Consider the following 22,070-nt stretch of genomic DNA (forward strand, 5'->3'; position numbering starts at 1 on the left):
GTGCCTCAGGTCGGCATCGGCACCCCGAGCACCGGTAGCAGTCTTGACGGGCCTCCGGACAGGAGCCATGGGGGCAGCAGGGTGAGCGGGTCCAGGTAGGTGTCGTTCTTCAGCAGGCCCCAGTGGACGCAGGGGGCCGCGCAGTGGGAGCCCGTGGGCTCCACCGTGCCGATCACCTCGCCCGCCGTCACCTCGTCGTCCTCGGTCACCGACGCGCGGACCGGTTCGTAGGTGGTGCGCAACGGGGGGTCGCCCGTGCCGGTCAGCTCCACCGAGACGACGCCCTTTCCGGCCACCCGGCCCGCGAAGGAGACCCGGCCCGCCGCCACCGCCCGTACCGGCGTCCCCGGCGGAGCCGCCAGGTCCACGCCCCGGTGCCCGCGCCCGTACACCGTCGCCGGCGGTTCCCAGCCGCGCAGCACCCGCGGCCGTACCCCCACCGGCCACGCCCGTCCGACGGCCGGCGTCCCGGTGTCCTCACCCGTCGGCGCCACCGCCACCGCCCCCGCCGCCGACAGGCCCGGCGGAGGCGGGGCCAGCAGCGCCGCCAGGGTCAGGACCACCAGAAGGACCAGTCGCGTACACGCCCTCGTGAATGCACTCTTTCGCATGCCGCGGAGCCTTCCGGACATCCGTGATCACCGCCCGGACCCGTGGACCACCGGCCGTTTGTGGACAACGGCGTCACCCGGCGCCTCGCGGGTCCCGTACACTTCTGGTGGCGACCCGGGCCACCGGGTCGACTTCGCACGCCCCGACATCAGGACCGGTCACCGCCGGATCCCGATGCCAGCGCCCCTCGGTCCTTCGTGGCAACGGCGCGTCGTGGGCGTCAGGCGCGGAAGCCGTCCGGCATCCGCGGCACAACCGAGAAATTCAAGGAGATACGGCCATGGCCGTCGTCACGATGCGGGAGCTGCTGGAGAGCGGCGTCCACTTCGGTCACCAGACCCGTCGTTGGAACCCGAAGATGAAGCGCTTCATCTTCACGGAGCGCAACGGCATCTACATCATCGACCTGCTCCAGTCGCTGTCGTACATCGATCGCGCCTACGAGTTCGTCAAGGAGACCGTCGCCCACGGCGGCACGGTCATGTTCGTCGGCACGAAGAAGCAGGCGCAGGAGGCCATCGCCGAGCAGGCCTCCCGTGTCGGCATGCCCTACGTCAACCAGCGCTGGCTGGGCGGCATGCTCACCAACTTCTCGACCGTCTACAAGCGTCTGCAGCGCCTCAAGGAGCTCGAGCAGATCGACTTCGAGGACGTGGCCGCCTCCGGCCTCACCAAGAAGGAGCTGCTGGTCCTCTCCCGCGAGAAGGCCAAGCTGGAGAAGACCCTCGGCGGTATCCGCGAGATGCAGAAGGTGCCCAGCGCCGTCTGGATCGTGGACACCAAGAAGGAGCACATCGCGGTCGGCGAGGCCCGGAAGCTCAACATCCCGGTCGTCGCCATCCTCGACACCAACTGCGACCCCGACGAGGTCGACTACAAGATCCCGGGCAACGACGACGCGATCCGCTCCGTCACCCTGCTCACCCGCGTGATCGCCGACGCCGTCGCCGAGGGCCTGATGTCCCGCTCCGGTGTCGCCGAGGCCGGCAAGGGCGAGAAGGCCGCCGGTGAGCCGCTGGCCGAGTGGGAGCGCGACCTGCTCGCGGGCGAGAAGAAGGCCGACGAGAAGGCCGAGGAGGCCGCTCCGGCCGCCGCCGAGGCCGAGCAGCCGGCTGAGGCCCCCGCCGCCGAGGCCGAGCAGGCCTGACCGCTCCATCAGAGCCGATGACGGCGGGAGCGGTGACATCACATCCGCTCCCGCCGTTCACCCGTAGGTCAGCGGCGAGTCGGGGACCTGCCCTCAGGTAGGTCCTGACCCGCAGATCTCCGAACCTCCAGACTTCGAGAAAGATCACAGACTCATGGCGAACTACACCGCCGCCGACGTCAAGAAGCTCCGGGAGCTCACCGGCGCCGGCATGATGGACTGCAAGAAGGCGCTGGACGAGGCCGAGGGCAACGTCGAGAAGGCCGTCGAGGCGCTCCGCATCAAGGGCCAGAAGGGCGTCGCCAAGCGCGAGGGCCGCTCCGCCGAGAACGGCGCCGTGGTCTCGATCATCGCCGACGACAACTCCTCCGGCGTCCTCGTCGAGCTGAAGTGCGAGACGGACTTCGTCGCCAAGGGCGAGAAGTTCCAGGCCGTGGCCAACGCCATCGCCGAGCACGTCGTCAAGACCTCCCCGGCCGACCTCGAGGCCCTGCTCGCCTCCGAGATCGAGGCCGGCAAGACCGTCCAGGCGTTCGTGGACGAGGCCAACGCGAACCTGGGCGAGAAGATCGTCCTGGACCGCTTCGCCCAGTTCGCCGACGGCTACGTGACGGCGTACATGCACCGCACGATGCCCGACCTGCCCCCGCAGATCGGTGTGCTCGTCGAGCTCGACAAGCCGAACGCCGAGATCGCCAAGGGCGTCGCCCAGCACATCGCCGCCTTCGCGCCGAAGTACCTCTCCAAGGAGGACGTGCCGGCCGAGGTCGTCGAGTCCGAGCGCCGTGTCGCCGAGGAGACCACCCGCGCCGAGGGCAAGCCCGAGGCCGCCCTGCCGAAGATCGTCGAGGGTCGCCTCAACGGCTTCTTCAAGGACGCCACGCTGCTCGGCCAGCCCTACGCGCTGGACAACAAGAAGTCCGTCCAGAAGGTCCTGGACGAGGCCGGTGTCACCCTGAAGCGCTTCACGCGCATCAAGGTCGGCATCTGAGTCCGTACCGCGACGGGCGCGCGACCCCGATAGGGTCGACGGCAGTCGTTCGGACACGCGTCCACGCACGCGCGCGTGCCGGACGACAGCAGATCTGACGAGGAGGCCATTGCCGCATGGGATGCGAAGCACACCCCACCGGCAATGGCCTTCTTCGTATGTGCAACACGTGAAAGAGGCGGGAACCGACGATGACCACCAAGGCTGAGAAGAGCGACGACGGCAAAGTGAGCGGCCGGTTTCTGCTGAAGCTGTCCGGAGAGGCCTTCTCCGGTGGCGGGGGCCTGGGCGTCGACCCCGACGTGGTGCACGCCATCGCGCGTGAGATCGCGGCCGTCGTACGGGACGGCGCGCAGATCGCGATCGTCATCGGCGGCGGCAACTTCTTCCGCGGCGCCGAACTCCAGGTGCGCGGCATGGACCGCGCCCGCTCCGACTACATGGGCATGCTCGGAACCGTGATGAACTGCCTCGCCCTCCAGGACTTCCTGGAGAAGGAGGGCGTCGACTGCCGCGTGCAGACCGCCATCACCATGGGGCAGGTCGCCGAGCCCTACATTCCGCTGCGCGCCGTGCGGCACCTGGAGAAGGGCCGCGTGGTCATCTTCGGCGCCGGAATGGGCATGCCGTACTTCTCCACCGACACCACCGCCGCCCAGCGCGCCCTGGAGATCGACGCCGAGGCGCTGCTCATGGGCAAGAACGGTGTGGACGGCGTCTACGACTCCGACCCGAAGACCAACCCGGACGCCGTGAAGTTCGACGCGCTCGGCTACGGCGAGGTCATCACCCGGGACCTGAAGGTCGCCGACGCCACGGCCGTCACGCTCTGCCGTGACAACAGCCTTCCGATCGTCGTCTTCGAACTCCTGAAGGAGGGCAATATCGCCCGTGCCGTCAAGGGTGAGAAGATCGGCACGCTGGTGGGCGACCAAGCCGGCCGCAACTGACCGGGGGATGGACAATGTCCTGCCGGTCGGGAACCGTGCAGGAAGAAGACGCGACGCAGCCGGCCGCCGCCCCGACGGGGAACCGCGGCCGGGCCTACTCAAGACACGCAGGAGCAAGTGGTGATCGAAGAGACCCTCCTCGAAGCCGAGGAGAAGATGGAGAAGGCCGTCGTGGTCGCCAAGGAGGACTTCGCCGCGATCCGCACCGGCCGTGCGCACCCGGCGATGTTCAACAAGATCGTGGCCGACTACTACGGCGCGCTGACGCCGATCAATCAGCTGGCCTCGTTCTCCGTGCCCGAGCCGCGCATGGCCGTGGTGACCCCGTTCGACAAGAGCGCCCTGCGCAACATCGAGCAGGCGATCCGCGACTCCGACCTGGGCGTCAACCCGAGCAACGACGGCAACATCATCCGGGTGACGTTCCCCGAGCTCACCGAGGAACGCCGCCGTGACTACATCAAGGTCGCCAAGACCAAGGGCGAGGACGCGAAGGTCTCCATCCGCTCCGTCCGCCGCAAGGCCAAGGACGCCATCGACAAGATGGTCAAGGACGGCGAGGTCGGCGAGGACGAGGGCCGCCGTGCGGAGAAGGAGCTCGACGACACCACCGCGAAGTACGTCGCCCAGGTGGACGAGCTCCTGAAGCACAAGGAAGCGGAGCTGCTCGAGGTCTGATGAACGACTCTTCCTGGGGGACGCCGCAGACCGGGTACTGGGGGCCGTCCGACCACGGGCCCGGCCAGGGAGCTGCTCCGGTGGGTCCCGCGTACGATGCGCACTACGCGCAGCACACTCGCCCCATGCCCGTCGTGCCCGACGTACCCGAACACGGCGGAGACCAGGATGTGGACCGGGGGGCCGTTCGGCTGAGCGGCCCCCTGTTCCGAGACGAACCGACGCGGGCCCGCCCCCTTCCGGGGGAGGTGCCGCAGAATCCGGAGCCCATGCCCGACGCCCCGCAGCCGGCACCCGCACCGCAGAAGAAGAGCGCGGGGCGCGATCTCGGTGCCGCGATAGGCGTCGGCGTCGGACTCGGCGTGGTGATCGTCGCGTCGCTGTTCGTCGTCAAGGCCGTCTTCGTCGGCGTGGTCGCCGTCGCCGTGGTGGTGGGCCTGTGGGAGCTGACGTCGCGGCTGCGGGAGCGCAAGGGCATCAAGGCGCCCCTGGTGCCGCTCGCGCTGGGCGGTGCGGCCATGGTCGTCGCCGGGTACGCCTGGGAGGCCGAGGGCGCGTGGGTCGCCATGGCGCTCACCGCGCTGGCGGTGCTGGTCTGGCGTATGACGGCGCCGCCCGAGGGCTACCTCAAGGACGTCACGGCGGGTGTCTTCGCGACGTTCTACGTGCCGTTCCTGGCGACCTTCGTCACGATGATGCTCACCGCCGACGACGGCCCGTGGCGCGTCCTGACCTTCCTGCTGCTGACGGTCGTCAGCGACACCGGCGCGTACGCGGTCGGCTGGCGCTTCGGCAGGACCAAGCTCGCCCCGCGCATCAGCCCCGGCAAGACCCGCGAGGGCCTGCTGGGCGCGGTGACCTTCGCGATGGTCGTCGGCGCGCTGTGCATGCAGTACCTGATCGACGACGGCAGCTGGTGGCAGGGCCTGTTGCTCGGCCTCGCGGTCGCGGCCAGCGCCACACTGGGCGACCTGGGCGAGTCCATGATCAAGCGGGACCTGGGCATCAAGGACATGGGCACCCTGCTCCCGGGGCACGGGGGCATCATGGACCGTCTTGACTCCCTGCTGCCGACGGCGCCGGTGGTGTGGTTGCTGCTGGTGCTGTTCGTCGGGTCCGGCTGATCCTCGTCCACGTGGCCGGATCGGGCCCCCGTCCTTCCCGGGCGGGGGCCCGACCGCTGTCCGGGGCGTTTAAAGTCGTTGCATGGCGCAGGCGAGGCGGGGAGACGACGGCAGGTACCACGGTGAACTGCCCTGCCGATGGTGCGAGGCGCTCCTCGACCAGAAGGGCCGCCGCAGGCCACGCCGCTACTGCGGCCCGTGGCACCGTACGAAGACCTACGTGAGCAACGTCTTCGTCCTGATCATGTCCTGATCGCCGGCCTTTTCTGAGCCCGGCCGGGTCACCCGTGTGGATCTGCGACACTGGTAACGCCATGCCTAAGCCCGGAGAACTTACTTTCGTCGCCCCCCGCGGAGCCAAGAAGCCGCCGCGGCACCTTGCCGATCTCACGCCCGCCGAGCGGAAGGAGGCGGTCGTCGCGGTCGGTGAGAAGGCGTTTCGTGCCAAGCAGCTCTCGCAGCACTACTTCGCGCGGTACGCGCACGACCCGGAGCAGTGGACCGACGTCCCCGCCGGTTCCCGCGGCAAGCTGCAGGAGGCGCTGCTTCCGGAGCTGATGACGGTCGTACGGCATCTGTCGACCGACCAGGGGACGACACGCAAGACGCTGTGGAAGCTGTTCGACGGCACGCTCGTCGAGTCCGTGCTGATGCGCTACCCGGACCGGGTGACCATGTGCATCAGCTCCCAGGCGGGCTGCGGCATGAACTGCCCGTTCTGCGCGACCGGGCAGGCCGGTCTCGACCGGAACCTGTCCACCGCCGAGATCGTGCACCAGATCGTGGACGGGATGCGGGCGCTCAGGGACGGCGAGGTCCCCGGCGGCCCGGCGCGGCTGAGCAACATCGTGTTCATGGGCATGGGCGAGCCGCTCGCCAACTACAACCGGGTCGTGGGGGCGATTCGCCGCCTCACCGATCCCGAGCCGGACGGGCTCGGGCTGTCGCAGCGCGGGATCACCGTCTCCACCGTCGGTCTCGTCCCGGCCATCCACCGGTTCTCCGACGAGGGCTTCAAGTGCCGGCTCGCCATCTCGCTGCACGCCCCCGACGACGAACTGCGCGACACCCTCGTCCCCGTGAACACGCGGTGGAAGGTGCGCGAGGTGCTCGACGCCGGGTTCGAGTACGCGGCCAGGTCGGGCCGGCGGCTGTCCATCGAGTACGCCCTCATCCGGGACATCAACGACCAGGCCTGGCGCGGTGACCGCCTCGGGCGGATGCTCAAGGGCCGCCCGGTGCACGTCAACCTGATCCCGCTCAACCCCACCCCCGGCTCCAAGTGGACCGCCTCCCGTCCCGAGGACGAGAAGGCGTTCGTGGAGGCGATCGCCGCGCACGGTGTGCCGGTGACGATCCGGGACACCCGTGGGCAGGAGATCGACGGGGCGTGTGGTCAGCTCGCCGCGAGCGAACGGTAATGTGACCGGAGCAATCACATCTGCATATTCCGACAGGGGAGCGCCACAGCGCTGAGAGTGCGGCACCGGCCGCAGACCCTCCGAACCTCGCCCAGGTCATTCTGGGTAGGGAGATCGGTCATCACTCGAGCTGTTGCGCCCTGCCCGGGACCCCGCCCAGGGGCCCCGGGCAGGGCCGCGTCTCTTCCTGGTCACTCCAGGAGGAATCAAGTGGGCATCACCAAGAAGGTCACGGTCCTGGCCGTCGGGCTGGGGCTGGTCACCCTGTCCGCGTGCGGGTCGTCCGACAACGACGATTCGAGCGGCGGCGGGTCCAAGACCGTGACCCTCGTCAGCCACAATTCGTGGGCCGTGTCGAAGGACGTCGTCGCCGCCTTCGAGAAGCAGTCCGGCTACCGGCTCAAGGTCCTCAAGGACGGCGACGCCGGGCAGGCCGTGAACAAGGCGGTCCTGACCAAGGACAACCCCCAGGGCGACGTCTTCTTCGGCGTCGACAACACCCTGCTCTCCCGCGCCCTCGACAACGGGCTGTTCCAGCCGTACGAGGCCGAGGGCTCCGACCTGATCCTCGACGAGTACCGCGTGGACCGGGACAAGCACCGGGTCACCCCCGTCGACACCGGTGACATCTGCGTCAACTACGACAAGGCGTGGTTCGCCGAGCACGACCTGACCCCGCCGAAGACCCTCGACGACCTGGTCAAGCCCGAGTACGAGGACCTCCTCGTCGTCGAGAACGCCTCCACCTCCTCGCCCGGCCTCGGCTTCCTGCTCGGCACCGCCGCGAAGTACGGGGACGAGGGCTGGCCGGACTACTGGAAGAAGCTCAAGGCCAACGGCGTGAAGGTGGTCGACGGCTGGGAGCAGGCCTACAACGAGGAGTTCTCCGGCTCGGCCGGCGGCAAGGAGGCCAAGGCCGACCGGCCGCTGGTGGTGTCCTACGCCTCCTCGCCGCCCGCCGAGGTCATCTACGCCGACCCGAAGCCGGAGACCGCGCCCACCGGCGTCGCCGAGGGCACCTGCTTCCGCCAGGTCGAGTACGCCGGACTGCTGAGCAACGCGAAGAACCCCGAGGGCGGCAAGGCCCTGCTCGACTTCCTGATCAGCAAGACGTTCCAGGACGACATGCCGCTCAACATGTTCGTGTACCCGGTGCGGGAGGCCGCCCAGGTGCCCCAGGAGTTCGTGGAGTTCGGGCCGCAGGCGAAGGACCCGCAGACCATGGACCCGGCGAAGATCGCCGACAACCGTGACCAGTGGGTCAAGTCGTGGACCTCGCTCGTACTGAGGTGACGCGGACCGCGGCGAGGCGGCGCGGAAGCGCGGCGCGGCTCGGCCTGATGGCCGTGCCCGTCGCGTTCTTCGCCGTCTTCTTCGCCTACCCCGTCACCGCGATCGTCGCGCGCGGACTGAAGGCCGACGGGACCTGGCACCTCGGGCGGATCGGGGACGTACTGGCGCAGCCCGACGTCCGTCAGGTGCTGTGGTTCACCACCTGGCAGGCCCTCGTCTCCACCGCCCTCACCCTGCTGATCGCCCTGCCCGGCGCGTACGTCTTCGCCCGCTTCGACTTCCCCGGCAAGCAGGTGCTGCGGGCCGTGGTCACCGTGCCGTTCGTGCTGCCGACGGTCGTCGTCGGTACGGCGTTCATGGCGCTCGTCGGCCGCGGCGGACTCCTCGACGAGCTGTGGGGTCTGCGCCTGGACACCACCGTGTGGGCGATCCTGCTCGCGCACGTCTTCTTCAACTACGCCGTCGTCGTACGCACCGTGGGCGGACTCTGGTCGCAGCTCGACCCGCGGCAGGAGGAGGCCGCGCGGATGCTCGGCGCCTCCCGGTTCGCGGCCTGGCGGACCGTCACCCTGCCCGCGCTCGCGCCCGCCGTGGCCGCGGCCGCGCTGATGGTCTTCCTGTTCACCTTCACCTCCTTCGGCGTGGTGCAGATCCTCGGCGGGCCCGCCTTCTCCACCCTCGAAGTGGAGATCTACCGGCAGACCTCCGAGATCTTCGACCTGTCCACGGCCGCCGTCCTGACGATGATCCAGTTCGTCGCCGTGGGCGCGATCCTCGCCCTGCACGCCTGGACCGTACGGCGCCGGGAGACCGCGCTGCGGCTGGTGGACGCCTCGGTGACCGCGCGCCGTCCGCGCGGCGCCGGACAGTGGACGCTGCTCGGCGGAGTCGTCGCCACCGTCGCCGTACTGCTCCTGCTGCCGCTCGCCGTCCTGGTGGAACGCTCCTTCGGCGCCGCCGGCCTCGGCTACTACCGGGAGCTGACCCGGGACGACGGGGGAGTGTTCCTGGTCGCGCCGATCGAGGCGGTCGGCAACTCGCTCCAGTACGCCGTCGCCGCCACCGCCATCGCGGTGCTGGTCGGCTCTCTCGCCGCCGTGGCGCTGACCCGGCGGGACGCGGGACGGCTGGTGCGCGGCTTCGACGCGCTGCTGATGCTGCCGCTCGGGGTGTCCGCGGTGACCGTCGGCTTCGGTTTCCTGATCGCCCTCGACGAGCCGCCGCTGGACCTCCGCGCCTCCTGGATCCTGGTCCCCCTCGCACAGGCGCTGGTCGGCGTCCCCTTCGTCGTACGGACCATGCTGCCGGTGCTGCGGGCCGTGGACGTACGGCTGCGGGAGGCGGCGGCGGTGCTCGGGGCGTCGCCGTGGCGGGCGTGGCGGGAGGTGGACCTGCCGCTGGTGCGGCGGGCGCTGCTGATCGCGGCCGGGTTCGCCTTCGCGGTGTCGCTGGGCGAGTTCGGGGCGACGGTGTTCATCGCGCGGCCGGAGAATCCGACGCTGCCGGTGGCCGTGGCGCGGCTGCTGGGGCGGCCCGGGGAGCTCAACTACGGCCAGGCGATGGCCCTGTCGACGATTCTGATGATCGTGTGCGCGGTGGCGCTGCTCGTGCTCGAGCGGCTGCGGACCGACCGGACCGGGGAGTTCTAGATGCTGCTGAGCCTTCAGGCCGCGACCGTCCGCTTCGGCGGGCGGCCGGTGCTGGACGCCGTCGACCTGGGGGTCGCGGAGCACGAGATCGTGTGCGTGCTCGGCCCCAGCGGCAGCGGCAAGTCCACGCTGCTGCGGGCGGTGGCCGGACTCCAGCCCCTCGACTCCGGGCGGGTGTCGCTCGACGGACACGACCAGTCGGGCGTGCCCGCGCACAAGCGCGGCGTCGGACTGATGTTCCAGGACCACCAGCTCTTCCCGCAGCGGGACGTGGGCGGCAATGTCGCCTTCGGCCTGCGCATGCACGGCGCGTCGCGGGGCGAGCAGGCGGACCGCGTACGGGAGTTGCTGGGCCTCGTGGGACTGCCGGACGCGGCCGGACGCGCCGTCGCCGCGCTGTCCGGCGGTGAGCAGCAGCGCGTGGCGCTCGCCCGCGCCCTCGCGCCCAGTCCCCGGCTGCTGATGCTCGACGAGCCGCTCGGGCAGCTCGACCGGTCGCTCAGGGAACGTCTGGTCGTCGAACTGCGCGAACTGTTCGGCAGGTTGGGCACCACGGTGCTCGCCGTGACCCACGACCAGGGTGAGGCGTTCGCGCTGGCCGACCGGGTGGTGGTGATGCGGGACGGACGGATCGCCCAGTCCGGTACGCCGCTCGAGGTGTGGCAGCGTCCGGCCGACGCGTTCGTGGCACGCTTCCTCGGCTTCGAGAACGTCGTCGAGGCGACGGTGGGCGACGACGTCGCGGTGACCCCCTGGGGCAAGCTCCCCGTCCCGGAAGGCGCCCCGCAGGGCACACGGACCCTTCTCGTCCGCCCCGCCGGTGTCCGCCTGGTCCCGGCCGGCGAGGGCCTGCGCTGCACGGTGGCCGCGCGCACCTTCCGCGGCACCCATGTCACCGTCCATCTCCAGCCCGAGGACGCGCCCCGCCTGGAGGCGGCCTGCGCGCTCAGGGCCGCGCCGGAGGTCGGGGACGAGGCCGGGGTGGAGTTCGACGCGGCGGAAATCGCCGTGCTGGGATGAGCGCGGCTGCCTAGGGTGTGCGGCATGACACCACTCGCGCATGACCGCTACTGCGAGGAAATCGCACACCAGGTGGGGCAGTTGCGGACGGTCGTGACGTCCGGCGCCGATCTGTCCGGCACCGTGCCCACCACGCCCGACTGGTCCCTGGAGCAGCTCGTACGGCACACCGGCGGCGCCCTGCGCTGGGTGGACGTCATGGTGCGGACCGGGGCCGAGGACGACGTCCCCGAGGATCGGGTGCCGGGGTTCGGCGGGCCCGGGCCGTGGGGTGATCCCGGTGCGCTGGACGCCTGGCTGGCGGAGTCCGGCGAGCTGGTCGTCGGCGCGCTGCGCCAGGCCGGGCCGGACGCGAAGGTGTGGAGCTGGGCCGGGATCCACAACGCCGGGTTCTGGGCCCGCCGTATGACGCACGAGGTGACCGTCCACCGCGCGGACGCCACCCTGGCCGCCGGGCTGCCCTACGAGGTCGCGCCCGAGATCGCCGCCGACGCGCTCGACGAATGGCTGGAGATCGTGGAGTGGGCGCAGCGGACACTGCCGGACGACACGGTGCACGACCTGCGCGGACCCCGGCGCACCATCCACCTGCACGCCACCGGGACCCGGCCGGAGACCCACTCGGAGTGGCTGATCGAGCTCGGCGAGGAGGGCGTCTCCTGGCGGCGCGGCCACGAGAAGGCCACCGTCGCCCTGCGCGGCCCGCTCACCTCCGTGCTCCTCGCCTTCTACCGACGGCTGCCGCTGGACGCCCCCGGACTCGACGTGCTCGGCGACCGGAAGCTGCTGGAGTTCTGGCTGGAGCGGGCGACGTTCGGCTGAGCGGCCGGTGACGGAAGCGGCCCGCCCCCGGGAAAGGGGACGGGCCGCCACCGTGTGCGTGAGGCGTCAGCGCTGGCTGTTCGCCCCGCGGCGGCGCATGCCGAAGAAGACCGCGCCACCGCCGGCCACGACCAGGGCGACCGCGATGCCGGCGATCAGACCGGTGTTGGAGTCGGCACCGGTCTCGGCGAGGTTCGACTCGCCGGCCGGGGAGGGCGCGTTGCTCGAGGTGTCCGCCGGAGCGGTGCTCTCGCTCTCCGACTCCGACGGGGTCGGCTCGGGCTCCTCGGCCGGAGTGGAGGAGGACTCCGACGGAGCCGGAGCCGGCTTCGGCTCCTCCTCGACCGGGGGCTTCTCCTCCGTCTTGCAGGCCGTCGCCGGAGTGACCAGGTTCGGCTTGATGTCCTCGTCGACGTAGGGCTTCGCGTCGACGTGGATGCGGTACTCGGCGTTCGGCTTCCAGTCCTCCTCGAAGGTGATGGTGGTGCCTTCAGCGGTGCCCTTGACCACCTGCTCGCCGACCTGCTTGTCCTGCAGGAACACGGTGATGGTGGCGGGGACGCCGGCCGGGTCCTTGTCGGTGACGGTGATGACGCCCTTGTCGCCGACGCACTTGGCCTCGGCCGAGAACTCGGTGATGTTGCAGGCCGCCGCGCTGCCGGCGACGCCGATCGCGAGGGCGGCGGACGCGGAGACGACACCGAGGGCGCGCACGGAGCGCGCGACGGTACGGCGGGATACGGACAGAACTGCCACGTTTGTCCTTACGAGAGAGCGTAAATGCGGGGGGTTGAGGGAGAGTTGATGCAGCATCAGCACTCCCATGTGGCTCTCAGGTCTATAAGCGCCGCATAAGTAGTGTCAACGCATATGCCTACAGTGGTACCGGGCTTTGCCTTCTTATTAACCGCCCAGACGTTTCAAGGCCTCCGGGGCCTCCTCGATCCGGTCGACCAGGGCGATCCGGGCCTCCATCGAGCGCTCCCGGGCGAGCGACCGCAGCAGCGGCCAGGCCGGCAGCCTCTCCGTCCAGTGCGCCCGGTTCACCAGCACCATGGGCGTGGGCTCACCGCGCGACCCGTAGTAGTTCGGCGTCGCGTTGTCGAAGATCTCCTGTACGGTCCCGGCGGCGCCCGGCAGGAACACCACGCCCGCGTCGCAGCGGGCCAGCAGCCCGTCCTCGCGGGTGGCGTTGGCGAAGTACTTCGCGATGTGCGAGGCGAAGGCGTTCGGCGGCTCGTGGCCGTAGAACCAGGTGGGGATGCCGATCGAGTGGTTGCCCTTCGGCCAGCGGGTGCGCACCTCGAAGGCGGCACGCGCCCAGTCGGTGATCGACGGCGCGAACGAGGGCGCGGAGGCGAGGAGTTCGCAGGCCTCGTCCAGCATGGCGTCGTCGTACGGGGCCGCGTAGGCGCCGAGGTTCGCCGCCTCCATCGCACCCGGACCGCCGCCCGTCGCCACCGTGAACCCGGCGTGGGTCAGCGCCCGTCCGAGCCGGGCGGCACCCCGGAACTCCTCGGTGCCGCGGGCCATCGCGTGACCGCCCATCACGCCCACGACCCGCGCCCCGCGCAGGAGTTCGTCGAGGGCGTCGGACATGGAGTCGTCGTGGACCGCGCGCAGCATGGAGGCGAAGATGTCGCCGTCCGCCTTGGTCCGCTGGAACCAGGCGTAGGCCAGCGCGTCCGGGGTCGCCTCGTAGCCCTTGTCGAGCGAGGCGAACAGGTCGCCAGGTGTGTAGAGATGTCCCCGGTACGGGTCGAAGGGCAGGCCGGGGACGGGAGGGAGCACCAGGGCGCCGTCGGCGCGGAGCTTCTCCGCCGCGTCGGGGCGCATCGGGCAGCCGAGGAAGACGGCCCCGGCGGTGTCGTTGGTGAGCAATTCCCGTGTCCGGTCGGTCAGGTCGACGGACTGGACACGGAATCCGGAGAGCGTGCCGCGGGACGAGACGATCGCGTCGAACTCCTCGAGCGTCTCTATCTCGCGGTCCCCGTGATGGACGGCGTGGGCGGGACTCGTCTGCACCCGCCCATGCTAGGGGGTGCCGTTCGGACCGGGCCGGCAACCGGCGACAGCACCGCCTGGGGGGAGCGCGTGCCGGGGCCCGCGGCCCCGGCACGATCCGGACGACATCCCCCGGGCCCGCGTGCGCGTCAGCCCTGCACCGCGGCCGGGTCCATCCAGATGACCTCCCAGGTGTGGCCGTCGAGGTCGTCGAAGGCGCGGCCGTACATGAAGCCGTAATCCTGGGTCTCGCCGGCGACCGAGCCGCCCGCCGCGACGGCCTTCTCCACCAGCTCGTCGACCTTCTCGCGGCTCTCCGCGCTCAGCCCCAGCAGCACCTCGCTGCTCTTCGAGGCGTCCACGATCTCCTTCTTGGTGAACCCCGCGTACTTCTCCTTGGTCAGCAGCATCGCGATGATCGTGTCGCTGATCACGACCGACGCGGCGGTCTCGTCGCTGAACTGCGGGTTGATCGAGTAGCCGAGCTCCGTGAAGAACTTCTTCGAGGCGTCGAGGTCGTTGACGGCCAGGTTCACGAAGATCATCTGCTGGTACATGGCGGGGCCTCTCCCGGTTGGTTCCGTGGCGTTCGTGGGGTAGACCGGGGGCCCGCGCGGAACTCATCGGCCCGCGGAGATTTTTTTCGGACCGGTTTCCGGGCCGGTTTCCGGGCCGGTTTCCGGGCCGGTTTTCGGACCGCTCTCAGCGGGCCAGCGGCCACGCCGACAGCTCGGCCACGACCAGGGTCAACGGCCCGAACAGGGCCAGCAGCGCACCCGCGCGGAGCACGGCGGCCCGGCGCAGCGTCCCCGTGGCCGCCCCGAGGCGCCGCAGCGCGGCGGTGGTGCCGGCGCGGGCCTGCCTGGCCTCGACGGCGGCCGTCAGCAGTGTCGCCGTCGTGCAGCCGGCCACCACCAGCACCCCGAGCACGACGAGCGGGCCGGTGGAGGCGTCCGCGCGGTCGTGCAGCGAGGCCATGGCGTACGCGGCCGACAGCACCGCGCAGACCACACCCAGCGGGCGTCCGATGCGTGTGGCCTCCGTCATCAGGACCCGTCCGGCCAGCAGCCGCAGCGCGCCGGGCCGTACCGTCTGCAGCAGCCTGCCGCACAGATGGGCGAGGCCGGGACCGGCCAGGGCGAGACCTACGGCGGTCAGGGCCAGACCGAGCAGCGCGGAGGGCCGGTCACCCGGCGCGCCCCCGCCGCCCGTACGGCTCGCGAAGGCCTCCACGGCCAGGCCGACCGCCAGTACCGCGATGCCCCACGGCAGCCCGGACGGCGGCGTGAGCGGCACGGCGGGCCCGGCGGCCGTCCCGGGAACCTCCTCCGCCGCGTCCTCCCGCTCCGGTGCCGCCTCGGCCGTACGCCGGCCGCGGGCCGCCGCTCCCAGTTGCCCGCCGAACCGTCCGTACGCCCCGAACGACTCGCGCACCGGTGTGCGCCGGTACGCGCCGAACCTGCCGTACGTCCGTCCCGCGCGGGCCGCGCCCGCCGCCGGCTCACGCGGCCGCAGCGCCACCGCCACGGCCGCCGACGCGCTCAGCGGCACGAGCGCCAGCAGGGTCAGGGCGGCCGGCAGCGGAAGCGGCCGGCCGGTGGCGAGGAAGTCCGTCGCGGCGCCGTCGGAGGGCACGCCGGTGAGGTCGCCGCGCAGCTGGAGGAAGACCAGCAGGGCCAGCAGCGAGCCCAGCGCGCAGGACAGCGCCGTGGTGGCCGCGGAGACCGCCATCAGCCGGGCGGGACCGAGACCGATCGCCGACAGACCGGGCCGGGGCCGGGTGCCCGGATCGGTGCGGGCGACCGCGATCGCGAAGTACACCGTGGCCGCCAGCGGGATCGCGCACCAGGCCAGCCGGAGTGCCGAGGAGGCCGGGTCGGGGTGGCCCAGCGCGTGGCCGAGGGTGCTGAGCAGCAGGAAGCCCGTGCCCGCGGACGCGGCCGCGACCAGGAGCCGGCGCAGCTGGACGGCGGTGTGGGCGCTTCGGGTCAGACGGAGAGCGAGCACGCCGCCCGGCCTTCCGTCTCGGCCGCCCCGGCGACCGGCGGCAGATGTACGGTGCGCACCCGCCGCCCGTCGAGCAGCGACACGGTGCGGTCGGCGAGGGCCGCGGTCTGCGCGTCGTGGGTCGCGAGGACCACGGTGATGCCGTGCGAGCGGGCAGCCGTGGTGAGCGTGCGCAGCACGTGGCCGCGGTCGACGCGGTACAGCGGGGCGGTCGGCTCGTCGGCGAACAGCACCGAGGGCGCCGGGGCGAGGGCGCGGGCGATGCACACCCGCTGCCGCTCCGCCTGCGTCAGCTCCCCGTGGTGCCTGCGGGCCTTGTCGCCGATGTCGAGGCGCTCCAGCCACTCCAGGGCCGCCGTCCTGGCGCGGCGCCGGTCGGTGCCGCGCAGCATCAGCGGCAGGGCGGCGTTCTCCCAGACGTTCAGCTCGGGCACCAGCACCGGTTCCGGGTCGATCCAGCCGAAGCGGTCCCGGCGCAGCCGCTCGCGGGCGACGGGGCTCATGGTGTGCACGGGCACGCTGTTGAACCAGACCTCGCCGTCCTTCGCGGGCAGCAGGCCGGACAGACAGCGCAGCAGGGTCGTCTTGCCGCTGCCGCGCGGGCCGCCGACGGCGAGGATCTCGCCCTCCCGGACGCCGAGCGAGACCCCGCTCAGTCCGGGTGAGCCGTCGTCGTACCGGTAGTGCAGGGCTCGCGCCCAGAGCACGTCGTTGTCCGGTGGGGCCACCATGGCGTACACCTCGGTTCGGATCGGAAATGTCGTGCGCTCTTCGGGTAAATCCCCCGTCCGGGGGAACGAAGGCAGGGCCGATCGGTCACTGGAACGCTAGGCAGGCCGCGGCGGGAGGCCGGACAGCACACGGCCCCGGGCGTCCGTTTCTCACTCGAACGGGCGGCACCGGGGCCGGTGTTGATCATCCAAAGGGAAGATCGGAACCTCGTTCGGCCTACAGCTTGGTCCAGGCCTCCGAGAGGGTCGCGCGCAGGATCTGCTCGATCTCGTCGAAGGTCTCCTGGTCGGAGATCAGCGGCGGGGCGAGCTGGACGACCGGGTCGCCGCGGTCGTCGGCCCGGCAGTACAGGCCGTTCTCGAAGAGCTTCTTCGACAGGAAGCCGTAGAGCACGCGCTCGGTCTCGTCGGCGTCGAAGGACTCCTTGGTGTTCTTGTCCTTGACCAGCTCGATGCCGTAGAAGAAGCCGTTGCCGCGGACGTCGCCGACGATCGGCAGGTCGTGCAGCTTCTCCAGGGTCGCGCGGAAGGCGCCCTCGTTGTCGAGCACGTGCTGGTTGAGGCCCTCGCGCTCGAACAGGTCGAGATTGGCGATGCCGACCGCGGCGGAGACCGGGTGGCCGCCGAAGGTGTAGCCGTGCAGGAAGGTGTTCTCGCCCTTGTAGAACGGCTCGGCGAGCCGGTCGGAGACGATGCACGCGCCGATGGGGGAGTAGCCCGAGGTCATGCCCTTGGCGCAGGTGATCATGTCCGGCACGTAGCCGAACTTGTCGCAGGCGAACGTCGTGCCCAGCCGGCCGAAGGCGCAGATGACCTCGTCGGAGACGAGCAGCACGTCGTACTGGTCGCAGATCTCGCGCACCCGCTGGAAGTAGCCGGGCGGGGGCGGGAAGCAGCCGCCGGCGTTCTGCACGGGCTCCAGGAAGACGGCCGCGACCGTGTCGGGGCCCTCGAAGAGGATCTGCTGCTCGATCTGGTCGGCGGCCCAGCGGCCGAACGCCTCCGGGTCACCGCCGTGGATCGGCGCCCGGTAGATGTTGGTGTTGGGCACCTTGTGCGCGCCCGGGACGAGCGGCTCGAACGGGGCCTTCAGGCCCGGCAGTCCGGTGATGGACAGGGCGCCCTGCGGGGTGCCGTGGTAGGCCACCGCGCGGGATATGACCTTGTACTTGGTCGGCTTGCCGACGAGCTTGAAGTACTGCTTGGCGAGCTTCCAGGCGGTCTCCACCGCCTCGCCGCCGCCGGTGGTGAAGAAGACCTTGTTGAGGTCGCCCGGCGCCTCGTGCGCGAGCCGCTCCGCCAGCTCGACGGCCTTGGGGTGGGCGTAGGACCACACGGGGAAGAAGGCCAGCTCCTGGGCCTGCTTGGAGGCGGTCTCCGCGAGTTCCTGACGGCCGTGGCCCGCCTGCACCACGAACAGGCCGGCGAGGCCGTCGAGGTAGCGCTTGCCCCGGTCGTCGTAGATGTGGGTGCCCTCGCCCCGGACGATGGTGGGGACGGGGGAGTTCTCGTACGAGGACATGCGGGTGAAGTGCATCCACAGGTGGTCGTACGCGGACTTGCTGAGGTCCTGGGGGCGGTCGGTGCTCACGATTATCGGGTTCCCCACATGTAGGTCTGCTTCTTGAGCTTGAGGTAGACGAAACTCTCGGTGGAGCGCACTCCGGGAACGGCCCGGATGCGTCGGTTGATGACCTCCAGAAGGTGGTCGTCGTCCTCACAGACGATCTCGACCATGAGGTCGAAGGAGCCCGCGGTCATCACCACGTACTCGCACTCGTCCATGGCGGTCAGCGCGTCGGCCACGGACTCCACGTCGCCCTCGACGTTGACCCCGACCATCGCCTGGCGGCGGAAGCCCACGGTGAGCGGGTCCGTGACGGCGACGATCTGCATCACGCCCTGATCGAGCAGCTTCTGGACGCGCTGGCGCACGGCCGCCTCCGACAGGCCGACGGCCTTGCCGATGGCGGCGTACGGCCGGCGGCCGTCCTCCTGGAGCTGCTCGATGATGGCGAGGGAGACGGCGTCCAACTGGGGACCGCCGCCGTTCTTGGACTCGCGGGAGTCCTTCGGGTCTGCGCTTCGACTGGCCACGGTGCCACTGTGCACGACGTATCGACAGTTTCGCAAGGCTCGATCGATGAATTTCGTTGTCTGGGACGTCTCAGCTTGCGGATTTCGCAGGAGTGGCTTGGGTAGGGGTGTTGAAAACGTCTGCCGTCGGTCTAGGGTGGGTGTCTCAGAGGTTGGACAATGGTCATTTCTTGACATCTCAGACACCTCGGACACCCACAAGGAACACCAGGAGGGCCTGCAGTGAGCACCGAGCTGCGTCGTCTGCGCAACTACATCGGCGGGGAGTTCCGGGACGCCGCCGACGGACGGACCACCGAGGTGGTCAACCCCGCCACGGGCGAGGCGTACGCGACCGCTCCGCTGTCCGGGCAGGCGGACGTGGACGCCGCGATGGCCGCCGCCGCCGAGGCGTTCCCCGGCTGGCGCGACACCACTCCGGCCGAGCGCCAGAAGGCCCTGCTGAAGATCGCGGACGCCTTCGAGGAGCGCGCCGAGGAACTCATCGCGGCCGAGGTGGAGAACACGGGCAAGCCCACCGGGCTGACCCGCACCGAGGAGATCCCGCCGATGGTGGACCAGATCCGCTTCTTCGCGGGCGCGGCGCGGATGCTGGAGGGCAAGGGCGCCGGCGAGTACATGGAGGGGCTGACCTCCTTCGTGCGCCGTGAGCCGATCGGCGTGTGCGCCCAGGTCGCCCCCTGGAACTACCCGATGATGATGGCCGTGTGGAAGTTCGCCCCGGCGATCGCCGCGGGCAACACGGTCGTCCTGAAGCCCTCGGACACCACCCCGGCCTCCACGGTCCTGCTCGCCGAGATCCTCGGCTCGATCCTGCCCAAGGGCGTCTTCAACGTCGTCTGCGGCGACCGCGACACCGGCCGCCTCATGGTCGAGCACCCCACCCCGGCGATGGCGTCCATCACCGGTTCGGTGCGCGCGGGCATGTCCGTCGCCGAGTCCGCGTCCAAGGACCTCAAGCGGGTCCACCTGGAGCTGGGCGGCAAGGCCCCGGTCGTCGTCTTCGAGGACACCGACATCGCCAAGGCCGTCGAGGACATCTCCGTCGCGGGCTTCTTCAACGCCGGCCAGGACTGCACGGCCGCCACGCGCGTGCTCGTGCACGAGTCGATCCACGACGAGTTCGTCTCCGCGCTCGCCAAGGCCGCAGCCGACACCAAGACCGGCATGCCGGACGACGAGGACGTCCTCTTCGGCCCGCTCAACAACCCCAACCAGCTCAAGCAGGTCGAGGGCTTCATCGAGCGGCTGCCGGCGCACGCGCGCGTGGTCGCCGGCGGCAAGCGCGTCGGCGACAAGGGCTTCTTCTACGCCCCGACCGTCGTCTCCGGCCTCAACCAGGACGACGAGATCGTCCAGAAGGAGGTCTTCGGCCCGGTCATCACCGTCCAGCGCTTCGCCGACGAGGACCAGGCCGTCGAGTACGCCAACGGCGTCGAGTACGCGCTGGCCTCCTCGGTGTGGACCAAGGACCACTCCCGCGCGATGCGCATGTCCAAGAAGCTCGACTTCGGCTGCGTGTGGATCAACACCCACATCCCGCTGGTCGCGGAGATGCCGCACGGAGGCTTCAAGAAGTCCGGCTACGGCAAGGACCTCTCGGCGTACGGCTTCGACGACTACACGCGCGTCAAGCACGTGATGACGTCCCTGGACGGATAGGCGTCGAAGCGTCGGCCCCGGACGGTGCACCACCGTCCGGGGCCGACGTGTCTCCAGGAACCGAACCTTGTTTTTGAACATGTTCAACTCTGGGCGTACGCTGCTGCCATGAGCGACAGAGCCGCCCTGCTCAAGGGCATTCGCGCCTGGCTGGTCTTCTTCGTCGTCTGCCTGGTGCTCAGCGGCGCCACGGCCTTCCCGCTGGTGCACGAACTGCGCTGGACCGAGGACCTGCTCCGGTCCCTGTCGGCGCCCGAGCACCTCCCCGGCCTCATGGACTGGATCGAGCGCGTACGCCAGGGGCTCGACACCGCCGACGCCGAGTACCCCTTCCTCCTCTACGGCACCGACTGGCTCGCCTTCGCGCACCTCGTGATCGCGGTCGCCTTCTACGGCCCCTACCGCGACCCCGTCCGCAACATCTGGGTCATCGAGTTCGGCATGATCGCCTGCGCCGGCATCGTCCCGCTCGCCCTCGTCTGCGGCCCGATCCGGGGCATCCCCTTCTGGTGGAGCGTCATCGACATGGCGTTCGGCGTGTTCGGCGTGATCCCGCTGTACGCCGTACGCCGGAAGATCAAGCGGTTGGAGGCGCTCACGCCGAACCCGGCGCCGGTCCTCGCTACGTGAGAGCGGCCGCCTTGATGCGCTCGGCGACCGGGTTCGACGTCGTGTCCTTCGCGTCGGTGTCGGAGAGCGAGTACACGAGGGTGAAGCTCAGGTCCTCGGTCGCGGCGATCATCGTGCTGTAGCCGGGGCGGGCACCGCTCTTGCCCCAGTAGACCGTGCCCCGGAGCTCCAGACGGGTCAGGCCCGCGCTGTAGGCGGCGCCCTCGATGTCCGCCGGGACCGTGAACATCTCCCGCAACTGCGGTTCGGGCACGATCCGTCCGCCGAAGAGGGCCGTGACGAGCCGTTCCAGGTCGGCGGTGGTCGAGATCATGTCCCCGGCCGCCCAGCGGTCGGCCACGTTCCACTCGGTGACGTCGACGAGCCGGGTCGTCCCGTCCGGTCGCTCGACCGCCTGGTAGCCGTGGTGGTGCGGTCCGCGGACGCGGGGGTCGGTGCCGGGGAAGTACGTGTGCCGCATCCCGGCGGGGCGCAGCACGAGCCGGGCCACCTCGGAGGCGTACGACCGCCCGGTCACCTTCTCGATCAGCAGGCCGAGGATCGTGTAGTTGATGTTGAGGTACTGCTGCTCATCACCGGCGTCGAACGCCGGTCCCTTCGCGACCGCCGACTCCACGACCCGCCGCGGGGTGAGCGTGTCGTAGCGGTGCGCGTACTGCTCCTCGAAGGTGTTCCCCCAACTGGCGCCCGGCTGGATGCCGCTGGTGTGGTTCAGCAGGTTCCGTACGGTGACGGGCTCCTCGAACTCGGGACCGAGCAGGCCGGGGAGGTAGCGCTCGATCGACGCGTCGAGGTCGACCTCGCCCTGCGCCGCGAGCCGGAGGACGGCGGCGGCCGTCACCACCTTGGTCGTCGAACCGGCCCTGAACCGCGCGTCCGGGTCGGCCGCCCGGCCGCTCACCAGGTCCCGCACCCCCGAACTGCCCTGCCAGGAACCCTCGGTACCGCCCAGCCGGACCAGTGCGGCGGTCGTGGTCGCGTCGGGCAGCCCCCCGATCGCCTCGCACAACGCCTGGTGGGACGGTGCGGTACTGCACACGGGTGCCCGCGGCGCGGGCGAGGCGAACGCGGGCGCGGCGAGCGGGCCCGCGCCCAGGGCGAGGACGAGGGAGGCGGCGAGCAGGGTGGTACGGCGGCGGGCGTGCATCGGCTGCTCCTCGGGGGGTCCGGCGGAAGGACGTGATCATCCTCCGGCCGCGCGGGCCGCCTCCGGATCGTCGTCAGGTAGGGCG

General features: G+C 70.7%; 22 protein-coding genes. 13 read left to right on the plus strand and 9 right to left on the minus strand.

What is annotated here, in order from left to right:
- Nucleotides 1-5: 5 nt before the first annotated feature.
- Nucleotides 6-611, minus strand: a complete 606-nt coding sequence (locus ACZ62B_RS21850) for a M23 family metallopeptidase (RefSeq protein ID WP_469691752.1) — start codon at nt 609-611, stop codon at nt 6-8.
- Nucleotides 612-892: 281 nt separating this feature from the next.
- Between ACZ62B_RS21850 and rpsB the strand changes: the two genes are divergently transcribed.
- The 11 genes from rpsB to ACZ62B_RS21905 all read left to right on the plus strand — a co-directional run bounded on the left by rpsB (nt 893) and on the right by ACZ62B_RS21905 (nt 11,707).
- Nucleotides 893-1,759, plus strand: a complete 867-nt coding sequence (gene rpsB, locus ACZ62B_RS21855) for a 30S ribosomal protein S2 (protein WP_468719625.1) — start codon at nt 893-895, stop codon at nt 1,757-1,759.
- A gap of 154 nt (nt 1,760-1,913) precedes the next feature.
- The gene (gene tsf, locus ACZ62B_RS21860) at nt 1,914-2,750 is read left to right on the plus strand and encodes a translation elongation factor Ts (RefSeq protein ID WP_344565662.1); all 837 of its coding nucleotides are present in this window, start codon (nt 1,914-1,916) and stop codon (nt 2,748-2,750) included.
- A 191-nt stretch (nt 2,751-2,941) separates the two neighbouring features.
- Nucleotides 2,942-3,700, plus strand: coding sequence for a UMP kinase (pyrH, locus tag ACZ62B_RS21865; RefSeq protein WP_030866081.1), 759 nt, complete (start codon nt 2,942-2,944; stop codon nt 3,698-3,700).
- A gap of 120 nt (nt 3,701-3,820) precedes the next feature.
- On the plus strand, nt 3,821-4,378 hold the full coding sequence (gene frr / locus ACZ62B_RS21870; protein WP_030866079.1) for a ribosome recycling factor: 558 nt from the start codon (nt 3,821-3,823) through the stop codon (nt 4,376-4,378).
- Nucleotides 4,378-5,502, plus strand: coding sequence for a phosphatidate cytidylyltransferase (locus ACZ62B_RS21875; RefSeq protein WP_344565656.1), 1,125 nt, complete (start codon nt 4,378-4,380; stop codon nt 5,500-5,502). Before frr ends, ACZ62B_RS21875 begins: the two co-directional genes overlap by 1 nt.
- Before the next feature lie 82 nt (nt 5,503-5,584).
- Nucleotides 5,585-5,755, plus strand: a complete 171-nt coding sequence (locus ACZ62B_RS21880; protein WP_344565654.1) for a hypothetical protein — start codon at nt 5,585-5,587, stop codon at nt 5,753-5,755.
- Between the two features lie 61 nt (nt 5,756-5,816).
- Nucleotides 5,817-6,923 (plus strand): dual-specificity RNA methyltransferase RlmN, encoded by a 1,107-nt coding sequence (gene rlmN / locus ACZ62B_RS21885; RefSeq protein ID WP_073937015.1) that lies wholly within the window; start codon nt 5,817-5,819, stop codon nt 6,921-6,923.
- A gap of 210 nt (nt 6,924-7,133) precedes the next feature.
- Nucleotides 7,134-8,216 (plus strand): thiamine ABC transporter substrate-binding protein, encoded by a 1,083-nt coding sequence (locus ACZ62B_RS21890; protein WP_468887722.1) that lies wholly within the window; start codon nt 7,134-7,136, stop codon nt 8,214-8,216.
- 47 nt (nt 8,217-8,263) lie between these two features.
- Entirely contained in the window at nt 8,264-9,865 is a 1,602-nt protein-coding gene (locus ACZ62B_RS21895; protein WP_468719614.1) for an ABC transporter permease, read from the plus strand.
- Entirely contained in the window at nt 9,866-10,885 is a 1,020-nt protein-coding gene (locus tag ACZ62B_RS21900; RefSeq protein ID WP_344565650.1) for an ABC transporter ATP-binding protein, read from the plus strand.
- Between the two features lie 24 nt (nt 10,886-10,909).
- Nucleotides 10,910-11,707 carry a maleylpyruvate isomerase family mycothiol-dependent enzyme gene (locus tag ACZ62B_RS21905; protein ID WP_468719611.1) on the plus strand — a complete coding sequence of 266 codons (798 nt, stop codon included), beginning with the start codon at nt 10,910-10,912 and terminating at the stop codon, nt 11,705-11,707.
- Between the two features lie 66 nt (nt 11,708-11,773).
- Here ACZ62B_RS21905 and ACZ62B_RS21910 read toward each other — a convergent pair whose 3' ends face one another.
- From ACZ62B_RS21910 to ACZ62B_RS21940, 7 genes are all read right to left on the minus strand, one after another.
- Nucleotides 11,774-12,463, minus strand: a complete 690-nt coding sequence (locus ACZ62B_RS21910; protein WP_469691758.1) for an LAETG motif-containing sortase-dependent surface protein — start codon at nt 12,461-12,463, stop codon at nt 11,774-11,776.
- Between the two features lie 147 nt (nt 12,464-12,610).
- Nucleotides 12,611-13,732: an LOG family protein gene (locus ACZ62B_RS21915; protein WP_468887718.1), complete on the minus strand. Its 1,122-nt coding sequence runs from the start codon at nt 13,730-13,732 to the stop codon at nt 12,611-12,613.
- 128 nt (nt 13,733-13,860) lie between these two features.
- On the minus strand, nt 13,861-14,268 hold the full coding sequence (locus ACZ62B_RS21920) for a VOC family protein (protein ID WP_344565642.1): 408 nt from the start codon (nt 14,266-14,268) through the stop codon (nt 13,861-13,863).
- 145 nt (nt 14,269-14,413) lie between these two features.
- Complete coding sequence (locus tag ACZ62B_RS21925; protein WP_469691759.1) at nt 14,414-15,718, minus strand: hypothetical protein; 1,305 nt, start codon at nt 15,716-15,718, stop codon at nt 14,414-14,416.
- A complete protein-coding gene (locus tag ACZ62B_RS21930; RefSeq protein ID WP_344565638.1) occupies nt 15,700-16,449 on the minus strand; it encodes an ABC transporter ATP-binding protein in 750 nt (249 codons plus the stop codon). Before ACZ62B_RS21930 ends, ACZ62B_RS21925 begins: the two co-directional genes overlap by 19 nt.
- Nucleotides 16,450-16,666: 217 nt before the next feature.
- Nucleotides 16,667-18,040, minus strand: coding sequence for an aspartate aminotransferase family protein (locus ACZ62B_RS21935; protein ID WP_344565636.1), 1,374 nt, complete (start codon nt 18,038-18,040; stop codon nt 16,667-16,669).
- Between the two features lie 2 nt (nt 18,041-18,042).
- Nucleotides 18,043-18,561, minus strand: coding sequence for an Lrp/AsnC family transcriptional regulator (locus tag ACZ62B_RS21940; protein WP_344565635.1), 519 nt, complete (start codon nt 18,559-18,561; stop codon nt 18,043-18,045).
- Nucleotides 18,562-18,768: 207 nt separating this feature from the next.
- On the opposite strand from ACZ62B_RS21940, the gene ACZ62B_RS21945 reads away from it, so the two are divergent.
- Nucleotides 18,769-20,208, plus strand: a complete 1,440-nt coding sequence (locus ACZ62B_RS21945) for a gamma-aminobutyraldehyde dehydrogenase (RefSeq protein ID WP_468879598.1) — start codon at nt 18,769-18,771, stop codon at nt 20,206-20,208.
- 108 nt (nt 20,209-20,316) lie between these two features.
- The gene (locus tag ACZ62B_RS21950; RefSeq protein WP_344565632.1) at nt 20,317-20,838 is read left to right on the plus strand and encodes a hypothetical protein; all 522 of its coding nucleotides are present in this window, start codon (nt 20,317-20,319) and stop codon (nt 20,836-20,838) included.
- Here ACZ62B_RS21950 and ACZ62B_RS21955 read toward each other — a convergent pair.
- Nucleotides 20,831-21,985 (minus strand): serine hydrolase domain-containing protein, encoded by a 1,155-nt coding sequence (locus tag ACZ62B_RS21955; RefSeq protein ID WP_469691763.1) that lies wholly within the window; start codon nt 21,983-21,985, stop codon nt 20,831-20,833. The two genes, ACZ62B_RS21950 and ACZ62B_RS21955, sit on opposite strands and share 8 nt — an antisense overlap.
- Between the last annotated feature and the right edge of the window lie 85 nt (nt 21,986-22,070).

Source organism: Streptomyces sp. NPDC053426, from assembly GCF_055585405.1.

Excerpts from the sequence above, each read along its gene's own strand:
- ACZ62B_RS21850 (WP_469691752.1), bottom strand. The coding sequence starts at position 611 with ATGCGAAAGAGTGCATTCACGAGGGCGTGTACGCGACTGGTCCTTCTG.
- rpsB (WP_468719625.1), top strand. The coding sequence starts at position 893 with ATGGCCGTCGTCACGATGCGGGAGCTGCTGGAGAGCGGCGTCCACTTC.
- tsf (WP_344565662.1), top strand. The coding sequence starts at position 1,914 with ATGGCGAACTACACCGCCGCCGACGTCAAGAAGCTCCGGGAGCTCACC.
- pyrH (WP_030866081.1), top strand. The coding sequence starts at position 2,942 with ATGACCACCAAGGCTGAGAAGAGCGACGACGGCAAAGTGAGCGGCCGG.
- ACZ62B_RS21875 (WP_344565656.1), top strand. The coding sequence starts at position 4,378 with ATGAACGACTCTTCCTGGGGGACGCCGCAGACCGGGTACTGGGGGCCG.
- ACZ62B_RS21880 (WP_344565654.1), top strand. The coding sequence starts at position 5,585 with ATGGCGCAGGCGAGGCGGGGAGACGACGGCAGGTACCACGGTGAACTG.
- rlmN (WP_073937015.1), top strand. The coding sequence starts at position 5,817 with ATGCCTAAGCCCGGAGAACTTACTTTCGTCGCCCCCCGCGGAGCCAAG.
- ACZ62B_RS21895 (WP_468719614.1), top strand. The coding sequence starts at position 8,264 with ATGGCCGTGCCCGTCGCGTTCTTCGCCGTCTTCTTCGCCTACCCCGTC.
- ACZ62B_RS21900 (WP_344565650.1), top strand. The coding sequence starts at position 9,866 with ATGCTGCTGAGCCTTCAGGCCGCGACCGTCCGCTTCGGCGGGCGGCCG.
- ACZ62B_RS21905 (WP_468719611.1), top strand. The coding sequence starts at position 10,910 with ATGACACCACTCGCGCATGACCGCTACTGCGAGGAAATCGCACACCAG.
- ACZ62B_RS21920 (WP_344565642.1), bottom strand. The coding sequence starts at position 14,268 with ATGTACCAGCAGATGATCTTCGTGAACCTGGCCGTCAACGACCTCGAC.
- ACZ62B_RS21930 (WP_344565638.1), bottom strand. The coding sequence starts at position 16,449 with ATGGTGGCCCCACCGGACAACGACGTGCTCTGGGCGCGAGCCCTGCAC.
- ACZ62B_RS21950 (WP_344565632.1), top strand. The coding sequence starts at position 20,317 with ATGAGCGACAGAGCCGCCCTGCTCAAGGGCATTCGCGCCTGGCTGGTC.
- ACZ62B_RS21955 (WP_469691763.1), bottom strand. The coding sequence starts at position 21,985 with ATGCACGCCCGCCGCCGTACCACCCTGCTCGCCGCCTCCCTCGTCCTC.